The following is a 16,116-nucleotide window of genomic DNA, read 5'->3' on the forward strand; positions in this document are numbered from 1 at the left end:
CGTGGCACCTTCGTCACCTTATGCGTTCGGCAAGGCCCACTACAGGGGAAGCCGTTCGTGACCAGCATTACTGTCGAAACCAAGCCCTTTACCGACCAGAAGCCCGGCACGTCGGGCCTGCGCAAGAAGGTGCGGGTGTTCCAGCAGCCGCACTACGCCGAAAACTTCATCCAGTCGGTGTTCGACGTGGTCGAGGGCAAGGACGGCGCGACGCTGGTGATCGGCGGCGACGGCCGCTATCTGAACCGCGAGGTCATCCAGACCGCGATCCGCATGGCCGCCGCCAACGGCTTCGCCCGCGCGATCGTCGGACAGGGCGGCATTCTGTCGACCCCCGCCGCCTCGAACGTCATCCGCCAGCGCGGCGCGATCGGCGGGCTCGTCCTGTCGGCCAGCCACAATCCCGGCGGCCCGGACGAAGATTTCGGCATCAAATACAACGTGTCGAACGGCGGCCCCGCCCCCGAAAGCTTCACCGACGCGCTCTACGCCCGGACGCTTGATATCGATCGCTATGCCATCAGCGACGCGATCGGCATCGACCTCGATTCGCTGGGCGAACAGGATGTCGACGGCATGACCGTCGAGGTGGTCGACTCGGTCGCCGCCTATGCCGACCTGATGGAGACGCTGTTCGATTTCGCCGCGATCCGCGACCTGATCGCCGGCGGCTTCCGCCTGTCGTTCGACGCGATGAGCGCCGTGACCGGTCCCTATGCGACCGAGATTCTCGAACGCCGCCTGGGTGCCGCTGCCGGGACCGTCGTCAACGGCACCCCCCTGCCCGATTTCGGCGGGCATCACCCCGACCCCAATCTGGTCCATGCCCATGAACTGTACGACCGGATGATGGCCGCCGACGCACCAGAATTCGGCGCGGCGTCGGACGGCGATGGCGACCGGAACCTCATCATCGGCCGCGGCATCTTCGTGACCCCGTCCGACTCGCTCGCGGTGCTCGCCGCCAACGCCCATCTTGCCCCGGGGTACAAGGACGGCATCGCCGGCATCGCCCGCTCGATGCCGACCTCCGCCGCCGCCGACCGCGTCGCGCAGGCGCTGAACGTGCCGCTGTACGAAACCCCGACCGGCTGGAAATTCTTCGGCAATCTGCTCGACGCCGGTCTCGTCACCATCTGCGGCGAGGAAAGCGCCGGCACCGGCTCGGACCATGTCCGCGAGAAGGACGGGCTATGGGCGGTGCTGCTCTGGCTCAACATCCTCGCCGCCCGCCGTCAGCCGGTTGCGGAGATCATGGCGGACCATTGGTCGCGTTATGGCCGCAATTACTATGCGCGGCACGACTATGAGGGCGTGGAGCAGGCGGGGGCCGATGCGCTGATGGCGTCGCTGCGCGACCGTCTCGCCACGCTGCCGGGCACCGCGATCGGAGACCTGACCGTGTCGGAGGCCGACGACTTCGCCTATCACGACAGCACCGACGGATCGGTCAGCCGCAACCAAGGCATCCGCATCCTGTTCGCCGACGGATCGCGCATCGTGTTCCGCCTGTCGGGCACCGGTACCCAGGGCGCGACGCTGCGCGTCTATATCGAACGCTACGAACCGGCCGAGGGCGATCTGGCGCAGGAAACCGGCGATGCGCTCGCCCCGCTGGTCGCGGCAGCCGAGACGGTCGCCTCGATCAGGCAGCATACCGGCCGCAACGAGCCGGACGTCATCACGTAAGAAGAAGGATTTCGCGCGGAGGCGCGAAGGCGCGGAGGGGTTGTGTTCGCAGCACCCCCTCCGCAATCGGGAGACGCTTGCGCTTGCGGCTACCGCATGGGTGAAGGCCGCTGGCGCGGACGACGGCCATGCCGGGACGCAACCCCTCTGCGCCTCCGCGCCTCTGCGCGAACCAATTCTTCTATTACTTCTGTACGTCTATCGAACCACGTTCTCGACGGACGCTTCTCGACAGGCTCGAAGCTGCTCGAACCGAACGGGGTGGGTAAGACCCGCGCTCAGCCCTCGAGCGAGCGCAGCAGCGTTCTGACCGCGCTGTCGATCTCGCGGTCGAGCCCGCGCAATTCCTCGATCCGGCGCACGGCGTGGATCACCGTCGAATGGTCGCGATTGCCGAACTTGCGTCCGATTTCGGGGAGCGAGCGAGTCGTCAGCCGCTTGGCGAGATACATCGCCACCTGCCGCGGCCGCGCGATCGCCTGCGCCCGCCGTGCGGAGATCAGGTCGAGTTGCTTCACCTCGAAATGCGCCGACACCGCCCGCTGGATGTCATCGATCGTGACCCGCCTGGCGGGGCCGGCGAGCATTTCGCCCAGCGTCGCATGCGCGAACGCCATGTCGATCGTATCGCCGGTCAGCGAGGCATAGGCGATCAACCGGTTCAGCGCCCCTTCCAGCTCGCGCACGCTGCCGCGAATGCGTCCGGCCAGCAATTCGAGCACATCCTCGGGCACGACGATGCCGGGCACCTCGGCCAGCTTCGCCGCGAGGATCGCATGGCGCAGCTCGGTTTCCGGCAGCTTGATATCGGCGACCAGCCCCCCGCCCAGCCGCGACAGCAGCCGGGGATCGATACCCTCCAGCAGCCCCGGCGAACGGTCGCACGCGATCACCACCCGCTTGCCCGCGTCCATGAACGCGTTGATCGTGTGCAGGCATTCCTCCTGCGTAGCATCCTTGCCCGCGACGAATTGCAGGTCGTCGATCATCAGCAGGTCGACGCCGCGCAACCGCGCCTTGAACCCATGGGTATCGCGTGCGCGCATCGCCGCGACGAATTCGAACATGAACCGCTCGGCCGGCAGATAGGTCGCGCTCGCCGCCGGATCGGCGTCGAGGAACGCATGACCGATCGCATGCATCAGATGGGTTTTGCCGAGACCGGTACCGCTGTGCAGGAACAGCGGGCTGAAGCGCGGCGCACCCGGCTCGGCCACCGCCTTCGCGGCATTGAACGCGACTCGATTCGACGCCGAAACCACGAACCGGTCGAAACGATAACGCGGATCGAACACCGGCCGCTCGCCCGGCACCCGCTGCGGCACGGCGGCCGCGAAGGCGACCGGCGGCGCGACGGGGGCCGGTGCCGAGTCGGGCAGGACGGCCGGCGGCACGATTCGCGATTGCAGCGCGCTCGCCGTTTCGACCACCACGTCGCGCACTTCGGGCAACTGCGCCCGGAATTCGTGCGTCAGCCGTTCGGCATAATGATTGCGGACCCAGTCGGTCATGAACGCCGACGGCAGCGTCAGGCGGACGACGCCGTCACCATCGGGGGCAACCAGTTCCATTGGCTTCAGCCACCGGTCGAACAGCCGCTGTCCGGCGGACGCACGCAGGTTCTGGCGCACGCAGGCCCATGCCGCGGCAACCTCAACCTGACCATGATCCACCGGCTTCGTCACGCAGATACACCCCTCCCGCCCGGAGAATCGGCTTCTCCGCTACGGTTCATCCATCGGTTAAAAGCCCCCCTGACCGCGCCGGAGCGACGATCGTACACGGAGATTCGTGCGGGCCCCGACCACCGCTATCGGCGTCGGGAAGTGCTGTTTAGGAACCGCGACGCCGATCGATCAAGTCACGAAACGGAAATAAAGGCGGTTGACAGCGCACCAGCGGCGGAAACCCGTTGGATTTATTTTTTAGCGTTTTTAGTCAATATCTTAGCGCATTTCCGCCCGACCCGAATCCTCGAATCCACGGATTTCCGCCGTTTTCCCGGACGTTGATTCGGTGCGGTTCGCAGGAACCATTCCAGCGCGGGACGGGCGCTTCGGACCGACCCGTGACAGCGCGGACAGGCGACGCAAGAAACCCCGCCGACCATAGGGTCGACGGGGTTGATCCTGTCCGACAGGGACGAAGCGATCAGGCGATCGCGCCGACCGCCTTCGTCAGGCGCGAGAACTTGCGGCTCGCGGTGTTCTTGTGCAGCACGCCCTTGGCGACGCCACGGGCCAACTCCGGCTGGACGCTCGCCAGCGCGGTGGTCGCCGCTTCGCGGTCACCCGCGACGATCGCTGCTTCGACCTTCTTCACGAAGGTACGGATGCGGCCAACGCGCGCACCATTGATTTCCGCACGACGCGCATTGCGCCGGATACGCTTCTTCGCCTGTGGCGTATTCGCCATGCCGTCCTCGACTCTCGCAAATGATTGGTGCCGATCGAACAATCCGACCGGAGAAGGTGCGCCCCTTAACTGGTCGGGGGCGGCAGGTCAACTATCGCTGGCAGGATCGGCACCAGAAGGTGGAGCGCCCGCCATCGACGCGCCGTTCGACGACACCGCCGCACGGGCACGGCTCGCCTTCGCGGCCATAGACCCTGAATTGTTTCGAGAAATAGCCCAGTTCGCCATCGGGACGGGCGTAGTCGCGCAACGTCGATCCCCCCGCCTCGATCGCCGACAACAGCACCGCGCGGGTTGCATCGACCAGCAGTGCCAGCCGTTCGCGCGCGATCTGCCCCGCCGGCCGGGTCGGTGAAATGCCCGCGACGTTCAATGCCTCGCACACATAGATATTGCCGAGTCCCGCGACGATTCGCTGATCGAGCAACAGGATCTTGATCGGCGCGATCCGCCCCGCGAACCGCCGCTCCAGATGCTCGGCGGTGAAGTCCGGTCCCAGCGGCTCGGGTCCTAGTGCGGCAAATGGCGGCCATGCCGCAACCTCGGCGGTCGGGATCAGATCGACCGACCCGAAGCGGCGCGGATCGTTCAGCACCACCTGCCGCCCGGCATCGGTCGCCAGTACCAGATGATCGTGCGCCAGCGGTTCGGCCGGATCGACCCGCCACCGCCCCGACATGCCGAGGTGAAAGATGAAGGTGTCGTCGCGATCGGTCGCGATCAGCCCGTATTTGGCGCGACGCGACAGGCCGGTCACCGTCGCCCCGGTCAGCCGCTGCCCGAGATCGACCGGCATCGCCCGGCGAAGATCGGCACGATTCGCGACGACCCGCGCCAGTCGTTTCCCGGTCAGCACCGGCGCCAGACCGCGCACGGTCGTCTCAACCTCGGGAAGTTCGGGCATTCAGATCCTTTCGGTCACCTCCGGCGTCACCCCAGCGCAGGCTGGGGTCTGACAGCGATCAGCGATGCCCTTGCCGCGAGAGACCACAGCCTGCGCCGGGGTGACGTCTGGAGCCAGGAACGTCGCTGGTTACAAAGAAAGCTAGGTTCGGTTTGCTCCGGCCACAAGGCACCGCTAGGGCAGTCTCATGAACGACACGGTATCCTTCGGTTACGAAGATGTGGCTCCCGCGGAAAAGACCAAGCGCGTCGGCGATGTCTTCGCCAGCGTCGCCTCGCGCTACGACCTGATGAACGACGCGATGTCGGGGGGCATGCACCGGTTGTGGAAGGACCGGTTCGTCGCGCGGGTGAAACCGCAAAAGGGCGAATCGATTCTCGACATGGCCGGCGGCACCGGCGACATCGCGTTTCGCATGGCAAAGGCCGGCGCACATATCACGGTCGCCGACATCAACCCCGCGATGCTGGGCGTGGGCATGGAACGCGCCGAAAAGCGCGGCATCGACGGCCTGCTCTGGTCCGAACAGAATGCCGAGACGCTCGATTTTGGCGACCGGTCGTTCGACGGCTATACGATCGCGTTCGGCATCCGCAACGTGACTGATATTCCGAAGGCATTGCGCGAGGCGCACCGCGTGCTGAAGCGCGGTGGGCGCTTTTTCTGTCTCGAATTCTCGACGGTGACGTGGCCGGGCTTTGCCGATGTCTACGACCAATATTCGCACAATCTGGTGCCCAAGCTCGGCAAGCTGCTGGCGAATGACGAGGACAGCTATCGCTATCTGATCGAATCGATCCGCCGCTTTCCCGACATGCCCACCTTCGAACGGATGATCGGCGAGGCGGGCTTCATCCGCACGCGGGTGGAACCGATCATGGGCGGGCTGGTCGCGATCCATAGCGGGTGGAAGATTTGATCGCGATCCCGTTGGACTATCTTCTGTCCCGTCATTCCGGCGCAGGCCGGAATCCATGGACGGGGAACGGTTGCGATCCATCGACGACACCCGATACAATAGATTCCGGCCTGCGCCGGAATGACGGTGGGGGCATAAGGCTCGCATGACGTCGACCCTCACCCATTACTGGCGCATCCTGAAATGGGGGCGCACGCTGGCGCGCCATGGCGCGTTGATCGAGGTGGAGCGCAACCCGCGCACGCCGCCGCGCCTGCGCCGCGTAGTGCGCCTCGCCCGGCTGGGCGCGCGCGTTCCCGCGACCCCGCGCTATGCCGAGGCGTTCGCGGCGCTGGGACCGGCGGCGATCAAGCTGGGCCAGACGCTTGCCACCCGCCCCGATCTGGTCGGCGAGGATGTCGCGCAGGACCTGTTGTCGCTGCAGGACGCGCTGCCGCCGCTGTCGTGGGCCGTGGTGCGCCCGGCAATCGAATCGGGATTGGGTCAGCCGATCGAGCGCCTGTTCCAGTCGATCGAGGAGACGCCGGTCGGTGCCGCCTCGATCGCGCAGGTCCACCGCGCCATCACCACCGATGGCCGCCGCGTCGCGGTAAAGGTGCTGCGGCCGGGCGTCGAGGCGCAGTTCTTCGACGCGATCGACACCTATGAATGGGCCGCCGCCCGCATGGAGACGATGGGCGGCGAATTGCGGCGGCTTCGTCCGCGCCTTGTGATCGAGACGATGAAGCGCTGGACCGCGCGCGAACTCGACCTGCGCCGCGAAGCCGCTTCCGCCTCCGAACTGGCGCAGGGGATGGAGGCCGAACCCGACTTCACCATTCCCGATATCGACTGGCAGCGGACGACGTCGAAGATCCTGACGACCGAATGGATCGACGGCATCAAGCTGTCGAACCGCCCGGCGCTGATCGCGGCGGGGCACGACCTGCATGCGATGGCGACGCGGCTGGTCCGCGCGTTCCTGCGACAGGCGATCGCCGACGGGTTCTTCCATGCCGACATGCACCAGGGCAATCTGTTCGCGCTGCCCGATGGTCGCATCGCCGCGATCGACTTCGGCATCATGGGGCGGATCGACCGCCGGGCGCGAGTGTGGCTGGCCGAAATCCTCTATGGCCTCATCACCGGCGACTATAAGCGCGTCGCCGAGATCCATTTCGAGGCGGGCTATGTCCCCGCCCATCACAATGTCGCCGAATTCGCCACGGCGCTGCGTGCGGTCGGTGAACCGATGCGCGGGCTGGCGGTCAAGGACATGTCGGTCGGCATGATGCTCGATTCGCTGTTCAACATCACCCGCGACTTCGACATGGAAACGCAGCCGCATTTGCTGCTGCTGCAAAAGACGATGGTGATGGTGGAGGGGGTCGCGACCGCGCTCGATCCCGACATCAACCTGTGGGAGACGGCGGCACCGTTCGTGCGCGGCTGGATTCGCGACGAGCTGGGGCCGGAGGCGATGGTCGCCGACCGGATCATCACCGACCTGCGCACCTTTGCCCGGCTGCCCGACCTGATCCGCAATATCGAGGCGCGCTATCCGGCGCCCGGCGGTGCCCCGCCCTCCCCGCCGCTGCCCGAGGTCGCCGTCGTCCGTGTCGGCGGCGGCTGGCGCTATGCGGTGGTCGGGATAGCCGGCGGGCTCGTCGGCGCGGCCTCGGCGATGCTGCTGGGATGATCCGCGCGCGACCGCCGGTCTGGCTGTCGTGCTCCAGCCGGTTCGCGACGCTGCGGCCCGGCATGGCGCTCGGCATCGCGCTGCTGGCGCTCGCCCTGCTGGCATCGTCGTGGTTCCTGCCGGCCGAGGACGCGGCGCGCGACGCGCCGCTCGGCGTCGACGTCTATGCCTCGGTCGTCGACGGGCTGCGCAGCGGCGGCGATTATTACGCCGTCGCCGCGCAGGAACTGCGCGCCGATCGTGCCCCGCTCCACCCCTTCCCCGCGATCCGCCTGCCGACGCTAAGCGTGGTGCAGGCGGCGCTGCCCGATTTCGTCTCGATCCTGTTGCTGATCGCCATCGCCGCCGCCACCGGCCTTGCCTGGAGCCGGCGGATCGGCGGCTGGTTCGAACGCGGCCCGCCGCGCATCGCCGCGCTGTTCCTGCTGGCCGGCGGGATGGTCGCGTTCGTCCAGCCGTCGCTGGTCGCCTTCCACGAGCTATGGGCCGGGCTGCTGATCGCATGGTCGCTGGCGATCCGGCGCGAGGATCGCTGGGTCGAGGCGGTGGCGCTCGCCCTGTGCGCGATGGTCATCCGGGAAACGGCGGCGCTCTATGCACTGGCGATGCTGGCGGCGGCGCTGCGGGACGGGCGTCGGCGCGAGGCATTGGGCTGGGTCGCGGCGCTGCTGGTGTTCGTCGCCGTGCTGCTGCTCCATGCCCGCGCGGTCGCCCTGGTCGCCGGACCGCTCGACGCGGTGTCGCCTGGGTGGGGCAGGCTGCACGGCCCCGGCCTGTTCGCGTCGGGCATGGCGCGATCGACTGCACTCATCATCCTGCCATGGTGGCTGGGCGCGCCGCTGGCGATGCTGGCGATGCTCGGCTGGGCGGCGGCACCGGGTCCGCTCGGGCGTCGGGCCGCGCTCACCTTTGGCGGATATGCGCTGGCGATCGCGGTGTTCGCACGCACCGACAATTTCTATTGGGCGCTTGCCGCCGCGCCTGCCTATCTGGTCGGCATGGCGTTTCTTCCCGATGCGGTACGCGACCTTGCCCGGCCGATCCTCGACAGGCGGCGTGTTCGGGTGCAGAGGATTACCCGATGACACGCATCTTGCTGATCGTCGGTGGCGGCATCGCCGCGTACAAGGCGTGCGAGCTGATCCGCCTGTTGCGCGGTCGTGGCCATGCCGTCCGCTGCGTGCTGACCGATGGCGGCTCGCAGTTCGTGACGCCGATGACACTGGCGGCGCTGAGCGAACAGCCGGTCCATACCAGCCTGTGGGACCTGAAGGACGAGGCGGAGATGGGCCATATCCAGCTCAGCCGGCAGGCCGATCTGGTCGTCGTCGCCCCCGCCACCGCCGACCTGCTCGCGCGCATGGCGGCGGGCATGGCCGACGACCTCGCCACCACGCTGCTGCTAGCCACCGACAAGCCGGTGCTGGCCGTCCCGGCGATGAACGTCCGCATGTGGCAACATGCCGCGACCACCGACAATGTCGCCACGCTGCGCCGGCGCGGCGTGACCGTGCTCGATCCCGATAACGGGGCGATGGCCTGCGGCGAATTCGGCCCCGGCCGCCTGCCCGAACCGCCCGCGATCGTCGCCGCGATCGAAGCGATGACCGCGTCCGCCCCCCAGTCGCTGACCGGCCGCCATGTGCTGGTCACCGCCGGCCCGACGCATGAGGCAATCGATCCGGTCCGCTATCTCGCCAACCGATCGTCAGGCAAACAGGGTTTCGCCATCGCCGCCGCCTGCGCCGCGCGCGGTGCGCAGGTGACGCTGATCGCCGGGCCGGTGACGCTGCCGACCCCGCCGGGTGTGACGCGGGTCGACGTCGAATCGGCGCGCGACATGGCGAACGCCGTGGCACAGGCGCTGCCCGCCGATGCCGCCGTCATGGTCGCCGCCGTCGCCGACTGGCAGGTCGAGGCCGCCCCGTCCAAACTGAAGAAGGGCGACGGCCCGCCGACGCTCACCCTGCTGCCCAATCCCGACATCCTCGCCATGCTCGGCCGGTCGCCGCGCCGCCCGCGCCTGCTGGTCGGCTTCGCGGCCGAAACCGACGACGTGCTCGCCCATGCCACCGCCAAGCGCAGCGCGAAAAATGCCGACTGGATCGTCGCCAACGACGTGTCGGGCGATGTGATGGGCGGGGATCGCAACGCGGTCCACCTCGTCACCGCCGACGGTGTCGAACGCTGGTCCGACGCCCCCAAGACCGATATCGCGGCCCGACTGGCCGACCGGATTGCCGATGCGCTGCTTTAGTCCCTTGTTGCTCCTCGCCGCCGTCGGCTGCGCCACCACCGCGCCGCCGCCGGTGACGCTGGCCGGTGCCAGTTTCGGCCCGACCGCGTCGCGCGACGTCCGCACCCTCGTCCTCGTGCTGCACGGCGACGGCGACGGCATGGTCCCCGCCGCGTTCAACGACGCCGCCCATGCCATTGCCGACGCGATCCCCGGCGCACGCGCGGTCGCGTTGCTGCGGCCCGGCTATCGCGACATGGCGGGCAATGCGTCGCCCGGCACCCGCGGCGGCACCGATGGCGACAGCTATACCGCCGACCGGGTGGCGGCGGTCGCCGATGCGATTGCGGGCTGGCGCACCCGCTATCCACAGGCGCGCGTGATCCTGGTCGGGCAATCGGGCGGGGCGGCGATGGCGGCGACGTTGATGGGGGTCCGTCCGGGGCTGGTCGACGGCGTCGTGCTGGCGGGTTGCCCGTGCATGTTGCCCGAATGGCGAAAATATCGCGCGAAACAGGGTGCGGCCGGGTTCAGGACGGCGGTCGACAGCTTCGATCCGTTGCAGACCGTCGGCGGCGTCGCGCCATCGACCCGCGTCGCGCTGCTGGTCGGCGCCGACGACCGGGAAACGCCACTGCGCTTTTCGCGCGGCTATGCCGAGGCGCTGGCGCTGCGCGGCATCGCCACCGATTACCGCGTCTTGCCCGGGCGCGGCCATGACCTGTTGCGCGACGGCGACCTGATCGACGCGGTGCGCCGCATGGCCGCCGCGCCGTCCGCGACCCCGCAACGCAATGCGATGGTGATGCCATGATCCCGATCCGCCTGCGCCGCCTGCCGCATGGACACGATTTGCCGCTGCCCGTCTATGCCACCGCCGGTGCGGCGGGCATGGACGTGGTCGCCGCAGAGGAGGTCGAACTCGCCCCCGGTGCGCGCCATGCCGTCGCCACCGGCTTCGCCATCGCGATCCCCGACGGGTATGAGGTACAGGTCCGCCCGCGCTCGGGCCTCGCGCTCAACCATGGAATCACCTGCCTGAACACCCCCGGCACGATCGACAGCGACTATCGCGGGGAGGTGAAGGTGATCCTTGCCAATCTTGGCGACCAGCCGTTCCGCGTCGTGCGCGGTGAACGCATCGCGCAGCTCGTCCCCGCCGCGGTCACCCGCGCCGACGTGATCGAGGTCGATACGCTCGACGATACCGCACGCGGCACCGGCGGATTCGGCTCGACCGGGCGATGACGCTGCTGGCCCTGTTGACGCTGATGCAGGCGATGCCGCTGGTGCCGGTGCCGGTGCCCGCCGCGCCCCCGATCGCCCGCTCGCCGATCGACTGGGCCGCGCTGCCGCCCCTGCCCTATCGCCGGACTCCGCAACCGACGACAGCGATGGTCAATTTCGTCGTGACCGAACTGCGGCGCAACGAATGTCCGCGGCCGATGCCGGTGAAGGGCCGCACCCAGTTGCAGGTCGATGTCGCGGTACTGATCGGCGAGGATGATCTGGTCCGTGCCACCATTCCGCGCGCGATCGGCTGTCCGACCGTCGAACAATATGGGGCCGGGCTGGTCGTCAGCTTCGCGCGGGGCAATCTGATGCCGCATTTCGTCAACGAAGGCGGCTGGTATCGCGCGTCATTGCGGTTCGACTGGACCGAATGACCTTTTCCGACGCCGAACTTGATCGCTACGCGCGCCACCTCGTCCTGCGCGAGATCGGCGGCGCGGGACAGGCGGCGCTGAAGGCCGCGCGCGTCGTCGTCATCGGTGCGGGCGGCATCGGCTCGCCCGCGCTGCAATATCTGGCGGCGGCGGGAGTCGGCACGCTGGTCGTGATCGACGACGACCGGGTCGACGCCAGCAACCTGCAACGCCAGACACTGTTCGGGGACGGCGATATCGGCACGACCAAGGTGACCGCCGCCGCGCAGGCGCTGGGCCGCATCAACCCGTATGTCACGGTCGAGCCGGTCGCCACGCGGATCGACGCGACCAACGCCGCGACGTTGCTCGTCGGGGCGGACGTGATCCTCGACGGTTGCGACAATTTCGCCACCCGCCTGGTCGTCGCCGATGCCGCGCTGGCGGCGCGCGTTCCGCTCGTCTCGGCAGCGGTCGGCCAGTTCGAGGGGCAATTGGGGGCCTTTCGCGGCTGGGAAGCGCATCTGCCCTGTTATCGCTGCTTCGTCGGCAACGATCCCGCCCGCGCCGATGCCAGTTGCGCCGATCAGGGGGTGCTGGGCGCGCTGACCGGGGTGATGGGCAGCCTCGCCGCGCTGGAGACCATTCGCGCGATCGTCGGCTTCGGCGACGATCCGGCGGGCAAGCTGTTGGTCGCCGACCTGCTCGCCTTCCGCTTCCGCACCCTGTCGCTGCCGAAGGACCCGGGTTGCCGATGCGCGGGCTGACGGTCGTCGTCGTCGCGCCCGATCCCGACCGGTTCCGTGCCGCCCTGACGCTCGCCTGCGCCGCCGCGGCGCTGGGCGGGCGAACGCGGGTCTATCTGCATGAGGGGGCCGTGGCGCTGCTGGCGATGGACGGGAGTGCGCCGGCGGGCTTGCCGAACCTGACCGAGCTGCGCGCCGTCGCGATCGAGAGCGGCGTGGAACTGATCGCCTGCCAGACCGGGCTCGCGCTCGCCGGGCTGGCGGCGGACGACGCGATGGTCGCGGCCGGTGGCATGATCGACCTGCTTGCGACCCTCGCCGACGACCGGCTGGTCACCCTATAGACGGGGCGGAGGGCGGAGGCCGTGGCCCCCGCCCGATCACTCAACCGTTGGCGAGCACGTCCTGCGCGAACGCACGCACCGCCGGTCCGATATCGGCCCGACCCAGCGCCACGGCGATATTCGCCTGCACCCAGCCGGCCTTGTCGCCGCAGTCGTACCGCTTGCCGTCGAACGTGAAGCCGTGGAACGGCTGGTTGCCGATCAGCTTGGCCATCGCGTCGGTCAGCTGGATTTCGCCACCGGCGCCAGGCTCCTGCGAATCGAGGATGTGCATCACTTCGGGCTGCAGGATGTAGCGGCCCGGAATCATCAGGTTCGACGGTGCCTTGCCCTTGGGCTTTTCGACCAGTGCGGTGACCTCGGTCAGGCGACCGTCCTGCTTGCCCGGCGAGATGATGCCGTATTTGTCGGTCTCGCTGTCGGGCACTTCGAGCGCGCCGATGACGTTGCCGCCGACCTGGTTATAGGCTTCGACCATCTGCTTCAGGAAACCGCCGACCATCAGTTCGTCGGGCAGCAGCACCGCGAACGGCTCGTCGCCGACGATCTCGCGCGCGCACCAGACCGCGTGGCCAAGGCCCAGCGGCTCCTGCTGGCGGACATAGACCGGGCTGCCCGGCTTCTGGCGGATACCCTCGATCAGCGACATCGACTTGCCGCGCGCCTTCATCGTCGCTTCCAGTTCGTAGGAAACGTCGAAATGATCTTCCAGCGCGCCCTTGCCGCGGCCGGTGACGAAGATGATCTGTTCGATGCCGGCTTCCAGCGCCTCTTCGACGGCATACTGGATCAGCGGCTTGTCGACGACCGTCAGCATTTCCTTCGGCATCGACTTGGTGGCGGGAAGAAACCGGGTGCCGAGGCCGGCGACCGGAAAGACTGCCTTGCGAACCTTCTTGATCGTCATCGTTTCATCCCCACAATTGCTGCGCCGCGATAGAGATACGCTGCGGAATTGGCAAACGACCTTTGTCCGCCAGGTCGCCCGCTGCGGCACGGCGGTTCATTGATCGTACAGCCCCTTTCCCCTAAGGGCGACGCGCATCATGGTGTTCTCCAAGCTATTTCGCAGGCCCGCAACCCCCGCCCCGCGCATTCCCGACGATATCGTCGTGTATGCGATCGGTGACGTGCATGGTCGGCTCGACTGCCTCGACGATCTGCTTGGGCAGATCGACGCCGATCCGGCACGCGGCGGACGGCGGCCGGTGCTGGTTTTCCTCGGCGACCTGATCGATCGTGGTCCGGAATCGCGTGGCGTTGTCGACCGGGTCATGGCGATGCGCGCGGCCAGCGTGGATGTGCACTGCCTGTGCGGCAATCACGAGGAACTGCTGCTCTCCGCTGCAGAAGGTGCCCGCCAGGCGCTCGGCGTCTTCGCACGCGCCGGCGGCAAGGAAACGTTGCTGAGCTACGGCGTCGACGAAGCGGCCTATGAGCGCGAAGATCTGAAGGGCGTCCAGCGCCTGATCGCCGGGCATGTGCCGGCGGCGCATCTCGACTTTTTACGCGGCCTGCCCGACCAGTTGGTCGTTGGGGAGTATGTGTTCGTTCACGCCGGTATCCGCCCCGGCGTTCCGCTCGATGCGCAGAAATCCTCGGACTTGCGCTGGATTCGCTCGCCATTTCTCGACCATGTCGGCCGCTACGAACGTTTCGTCGTGCATGGCCACACCGTAACGCAAGATCCCGACATCCGTGCCAACCGCATCGGCATCGACACCGGTGCCTATCGCAGCGGCCGATTGACCGCGCTGGTGCTGGACGGGGACACGCGGCGGTTCCTGTCGACGGCCCTGTCCGCAGGCAACTACGCCGCCGCGGCGTAAACGCCGACCGTTCCTGAACAATGACGAGCACAGCAAGCCGCTGTGACTGGCATCGCCCGATGCGTTGATCGCCGGACGAACGAAAAAGGGCGCCCCAACGGAGCGCCCCTTCCCTAGACTGAAGCGCGGTTTCCCGCGCGAGCAATCAGTTGCTGTCCGAATCGCTGTCCGAATCGGCAACAACGACGATACCCGCAACGACAGCAGCCGCGGCGAGAAGCGCCACGATGATGCCGCCGCCGGCCAGCTTTTCGCCCTTGGCGGCCGGAGCCGAAGCGCGAGCAACCGACAGCTTCGAAGCGTTGGCGGCGGTCGCAACCGTCGGAGCAACGGTCATCGAAACGGCCGAAGCCGCGATCAGCATGTTCTTAGCAAAACCCATGTCAACACTCCCTTGTATCTCTACACGTCGAGCGGCCCTTCGCATACGGTCCGCCCCCCTGCAAGCTTAATCATACCAATCACGGCCAACCGTTTCCGGTTCCGGACGAGCATAATACGCCTTGCGCACGGCTGAAACTCACCGGGGCGTGCCCGGTTTCGTTCGCAATCGCGGAAGTTCAGTATGCAATGCGGTACCAATTAGGGCAAGCGCACTGCGTCCGATGATGATCGGATTATCGGAGCGGCTGGTCGCGCGTCGCCACGATCGGCGGCACGTACGGGATCGGCGCGCCGGGCGGGATCGCGGCGATCTCCAAGGCGATATTTTCCGCACGTTTTCCTGCGGATGAATGGGTCCGGCTATGGAAAATGCCGCCGTCGATCCGGGCACCGGGTCCTTTCCAGAACGCAACGGCCGACGCCGGATCCCAACGCGCATTGCGGAGCAGATGGACGCTCAGCCGGTCGGCGTCGTCTTCGGTCATGCGAAAGATGCGTCCATTTCGGCCCAATTCGCGCAACAGGCCACGACTTACCTTCGCCGCTTCAAGGCGGACGTGGTGGCGCAGGATATTGTGCGACAATTCATGCGCAACGACGACGGCAAGTTGCGAATCATCGAAGCGTTCGAGAAACTGGCTGGAAATCTGCACCAGCCGGCCATCGGCAACGGCATCCATCGATGGTCCGACCCGCAATTCGAACAGGGTGCGACATCCGGGTGAGGCCGGGACGGTCACCGGTCGCTCCTGACCTGCACGGCGCAGGATCATCGCCAACGGTCGATCGGACGGTTGCGCTTCCAGCATCACGGCGAAGGCGTCGCGGGTTGCGACATGACCACCGCCGCTCGCGACCGGTACCGGCCGTGCGTTTACGCTGACGATGGAATCGTTCGCTCGCACCCCGGCGCGGTCGGCGGGACTGCCGGGTACGACCGCTTCGACCGCGATCGCGGATTCGAAGCCGAAGGTCGTGCGGGCAGTCGCCTGCTCGCTGACGTCATACTGATCGATGGCGTGCACGATCAGTCCGGTGACGGGCGCGCGATCGGCGCACAGCGCAGCATTGGCGTGGGCCAGCCGATAGCCGATCGCCCCCAGCCGCAGATCGGCAGCGCGAAGTGTTTCCAGAGTCGCCTGGTCCGTCCCGGTGGTGACGGCGGTATTCGGCGCAGCACCGATCGTCAGCAATATTGTCGCGAGCAAAACGGGATGCCGCGTCCGAACCACCCGGCGATGCTCGGCGATCCAAGGAGAGGGAAAAGACATCCGCCCGCGATAGCATGATCGCAAAGCCCAAGGCGATGCCGGGCAGACTGCAGGG

At 67.5% G+C, this 16,116-nt stretch carries 17 protein-coding genes; 11 read left to right on the forward strand and 6 right to left on the reverse strand.

Annotation, left to right across the window (positions count from 1 at the left end):
• The first annotated feature begins 57 nt into the window (after positions 1–57).
• Positions 58–1,689, forward strand: a complete 1,632-nt coding sequence (locus ASE70_RS05460) for an alpha-D-glucose phosphate-specific phosphoglucomutase (protein ID WP_056502203.1) — start codon at positions 58–60, stop codon at positions 1,687–1,689.
• 278 nt (positions 1,690–1,967) lie between these two features.
• Here ASE70_RS05460 and dnaA read toward each other — a convergent pair whose 3' ends face one another.
• The 3 genes from dnaA to mutM all read right to left on the reverse strand — a co-directional run bounded on the left by dnaA (position 1,968) and on the right by mutM (position 5,008).
• Complete coding sequence (gene dnaA / locus ASE70_RS05465) at positions 1,968–3,380, reverse strand: chromosomal replication initiator protein DnaA (RefSeq protein WP_056397913.1); 1,413 nt, start codon at positions 3,378–3,380, stop codon at positions 1,968–1,970.
• A 460-nt stretch (positions 3,381–3,840) separates the two neighbouring features.
• Positions 3,841–4,104, reverse strand: coding sequence for a 30S ribosomal protein S20 (rpsT, locus tag ASE70_RS05470; RefSeq protein ID WP_056001951.1), 264 nt, complete (start codon positions 4,102–4,104; stop codon positions 3,841–3,843).
• 91 nt (positions 4,105–4,195) lie between these two features.
• Positions 4,196–5,008: a bifunctional DNA-formamidopyrimidine glycosylase/DNA-(apurinic or apyrimidinic site) lyase gene (mutM, locus tag ASE70_RS05475; protein ID WP_056502204.1), complete on the reverse strand. Its 813-nt coding sequence runs from the start codon at positions 5,006–5,008 to the stop codon at positions 4,196–4,198.
• 187 nt (positions 5,009–5,195) lie between these two features.
• Here mutM and ASE70_RS05480 point away from each other — a divergent pair, with 187 nt between their 5' ends.
• From ASE70_RS05480 to ASE70_RS05520, 9 genes are all read left to right on the forward strand, one after another.
• Complete coding sequence (locus tag ASE70_RS05480) at positions 5,196–5,927, forward strand: class I SAM-dependent methyltransferase (protein WP_056502205.1); 732 nt, start codon at positions 5,196–5,198, stop codon at positions 5,925–5,927.
• Between the two features lie 145 nt (positions 5,928–6,072).
• Positions 6,073–7,605 (forward strand): 2-polyprenylphenol 6-hydroxylase, encoded by a 1,533-nt coding sequence (ubiB, locus tag ASE70_RS05485; protein WP_056502207.1) that lies wholly within the window; start codon positions 6,073–6,075, stop codon positions 7,603–7,605.
• On the forward strand, positions 7,602–8,690 hold the full coding sequence (locus ASE70_RS05490; RefSeq protein WP_235519619.1) for a hypothetical protein: 1,089 nt from the start codon (positions 7,602–7,604) through the stop codon (positions 8,688–8,690). Before ubiB ends, ASE70_RS05490 begins: the two co-directional genes overlap by 4 nt.
• On the forward strand, positions 8,687–9,862 hold the full coding sequence (coaBC, locus tag ASE70_RS05495) for a bifunctional phosphopantothenoylcysteine decarboxylase/phosphopantothenate--cysteine ligase CoaBC (protein WP_056502208.1): 1,176 nt from the start codon (positions 8,687–8,689) through the stop codon (positions 9,860–9,862). Before ASE70_RS05490 ends, coaBC begins: the two co-directional genes overlap by 4 nt.
• A gap of 7 nt (positions 9,863–9,869) precedes the next feature.
• A complete protein-coding gene (locus ASE70_RS05500; protein WP_235519620.1) occupies positions 9,870–10,655 on the forward strand; it encodes an alpha/beta hydrolase family protein in 786 nt (261 codons plus the stop codon).
• Complete coding sequence (gene dut, locus ASE70_RS05505) at positions 10,652–11,089, forward strand: dUTP diphosphatase (RefSeq protein ID WP_056502211.1); 438 nt, start codon at positions 10,652–10,654, stop codon at positions 11,087–11,089. Before ASE70_RS05500 ends, dut begins: the two co-directional genes overlap by 4 nt.
• Positions 11,086–11,508, forward strand: coding sequence for a hypothetical protein (locus ASE70_RS05510; RefSeq protein WP_056502213.1), 423 nt, complete (start codon positions 11,086–11,088; stop codon positions 11,506–11,508). Before dut ends, ASE70_RS05510 begins: the two co-directional genes overlap by 4 nt.
• On the forward strand, positions 11,505–12,254 hold the full coding sequence (locus ASE70_RS05515; protein WP_056502214.1) for a HesA/MoeB/ThiF family protein: 750 nt from the start codon (positions 11,505–11,507) through the stop codon (positions 12,252–12,254). Before ASE70_RS05510 ends, ASE70_RS05515 begins: the two co-directional genes overlap by 4 nt.
• The gene (locus ASE70_RS05520) at positions 12,242–12,577 is read left to right on the forward strand and encodes a DsrE family protein (RefSeq protein WP_056502217.1); all 336 of its coding nucleotides are present in this window, start codon (positions 12,242–12,244) and stop codon (positions 12,575–12,577) included. The genes ASE70_RS05515 and ASE70_RS05520 overlap by 13 nt, the downstream gene beginning before the upstream one ends.
• A 40-nt stretch (positions 12,578–12,617) precedes the next feature.
• Here ASE70_RS05520 and galU read toward each other — a convergent pair whose 3' ends face one another.
• Complete coding sequence (gene galU / locus ASE70_RS05525) at positions 12,618–13,484, reverse strand: UTP--glucose-1-phosphate uridylyltransferase GalU (RefSeq protein WP_056502220.1); 867 nt, start codon at positions 13,482–13,484, stop codon at positions 12,618–12,620.
• A gap of 139 nt (positions 13,485–13,623) precedes the next feature.
• Here galU and ASE70_RS05530 point away from each other — a divergent pair, with 139 nt between their 5' ends.
• Complete coding sequence (locus tag ASE70_RS05530; protein WP_056502223.1) at positions 13,624–14,406, forward strand: metallophosphoesterase family protein; 783 nt, start codon at positions 13,624–13,626, stop codon at positions 14,404–14,406.
• A 145-nt stretch (positions 14,407–14,551) separates the two neighbouring features.
• Here ASE70_RS05530 and ASE70_RS05535 read toward each other — a convergent pair whose 3' ends face one another.
• Positions 14,552–14,770, reverse strand: coding sequence for a hypothetical protein (locus ASE70_RS05535; protein WP_200909493.1), 219 nt, complete (start codon positions 14,768–14,770; stop codon positions 14,552–14,554).
• Positions 14,771–15,023: 253 nt separating this feature from the next.
• Complete coding sequence (locus ASE70_RS05540; protein ID WP_156356009.1) at positions 15,024–16,061, reverse strand: M48 family metallopeptidase; 1,038 nt, start codon at positions 16,059–16,061, stop codon at positions 15,024–15,026.
• Positions 16,062–16,116: the final 55 nt, after the last annotated feature.

The organism is Sphingomonas sp. Leaf22, assembly GCF_001421715.1.
Lineage (GTDB): Bacteria > Pseudomonadota > Alphaproteobacteria > Sphingomonadales > Sphingomonadaceae > Sphingomonas.

Coding starts and splice junctions, on each gene's coding strand:
- rpsT (WP_056001951.1), bottom strand. CDS start 4,104: ATGGCGAATACGCCACAGGCGAAGAAGCGTATCCGGCGCAATGCGCGT.
- mutM (WP_056502204.1), bottom strand. CDS start 5,008: ATGCCCGAACTTCCCGAGGTTGAGACGACCGTGCGCGGTCTGGCGCCG.
- ASE70_RS05480 (WP_056502205.1), top strand. CDS start 5,196: ATGAACGACACGGTATCCTTCGGTTACGAAGATGTGGCTCCCGCGGAA.
- ubiB (WP_056502207.1), top strand. CDS start 6,073: ATGACGTCGACCCTCACCCATTACTGGCGCATCCTGAAATGGGGGCGC.
- ASE70_RS05490 (WP_235519619.1), top strand. CDS start 7,602: ATGATCCGCGCGCGACCGCCGGTCTGGCTGTCGTGCTCCAGCCGGTTC.
- coaBC (WP_056502208.1), top strand. CDS start 8,687: ATGACACGCATCTTGCTGATCGTCGGTGGCGGCATCGCCGCGTACAAG.
- dut (WP_056502211.1), top strand. CDS start 10,652: ATGATCCCGATCCGCCTGCGCCGCCTGCCGCATGGACACGATTTGCCG.
- ASE70_RS05510 (WP_056502213.1), top strand. CDS start 11,086: ATGACGCTGCTGGCCCTGTTGACGCTGATGCAGGCGATGCCGCTGGTG.
- ASE70_RS05515 (WP_056502214.1), top strand. CDS start 11,505: ATGACCTTTTCCGACGCCGAACTTGATCGCTACGCGCGCCACCTCGTC.
- ASE70_RS05520 (WP_056502217.1), top strand. CDS start 12,242: ATGCGCGGGCTGACGGTCGTCGTCGTCGCGCCCGATCCCGACCGGTTC.
- galU (WP_056502220.1), bottom strand. CDS start 13,484: ATGACGATCAAGAAGGTTCGCAAGGCAGTCTTTCCGGTCGCCGGCCTC.
- ASE70_RS05530 (WP_056502223.1), top strand. CDS start 13,624: ATGGTGTTCTCCAAGCTATTTCGCAGGCCCGCAACCCCCGCCCCGCGC.
- ASE70_RS05535 (WP_200909493.1), bottom strand. CDS start 14,770: ATGCTGATCGCGGCTTCGGCCGTTTCGATGACCGTTGCTCCGACGGTT.
- ASE70_RS05540 (WP_156356009.1), bottom strand. CDS start 16,061: ATGTCTTTTCCCTCTCCTTGGATCGCCGAGCATCGCCGGGTGGTTCGG.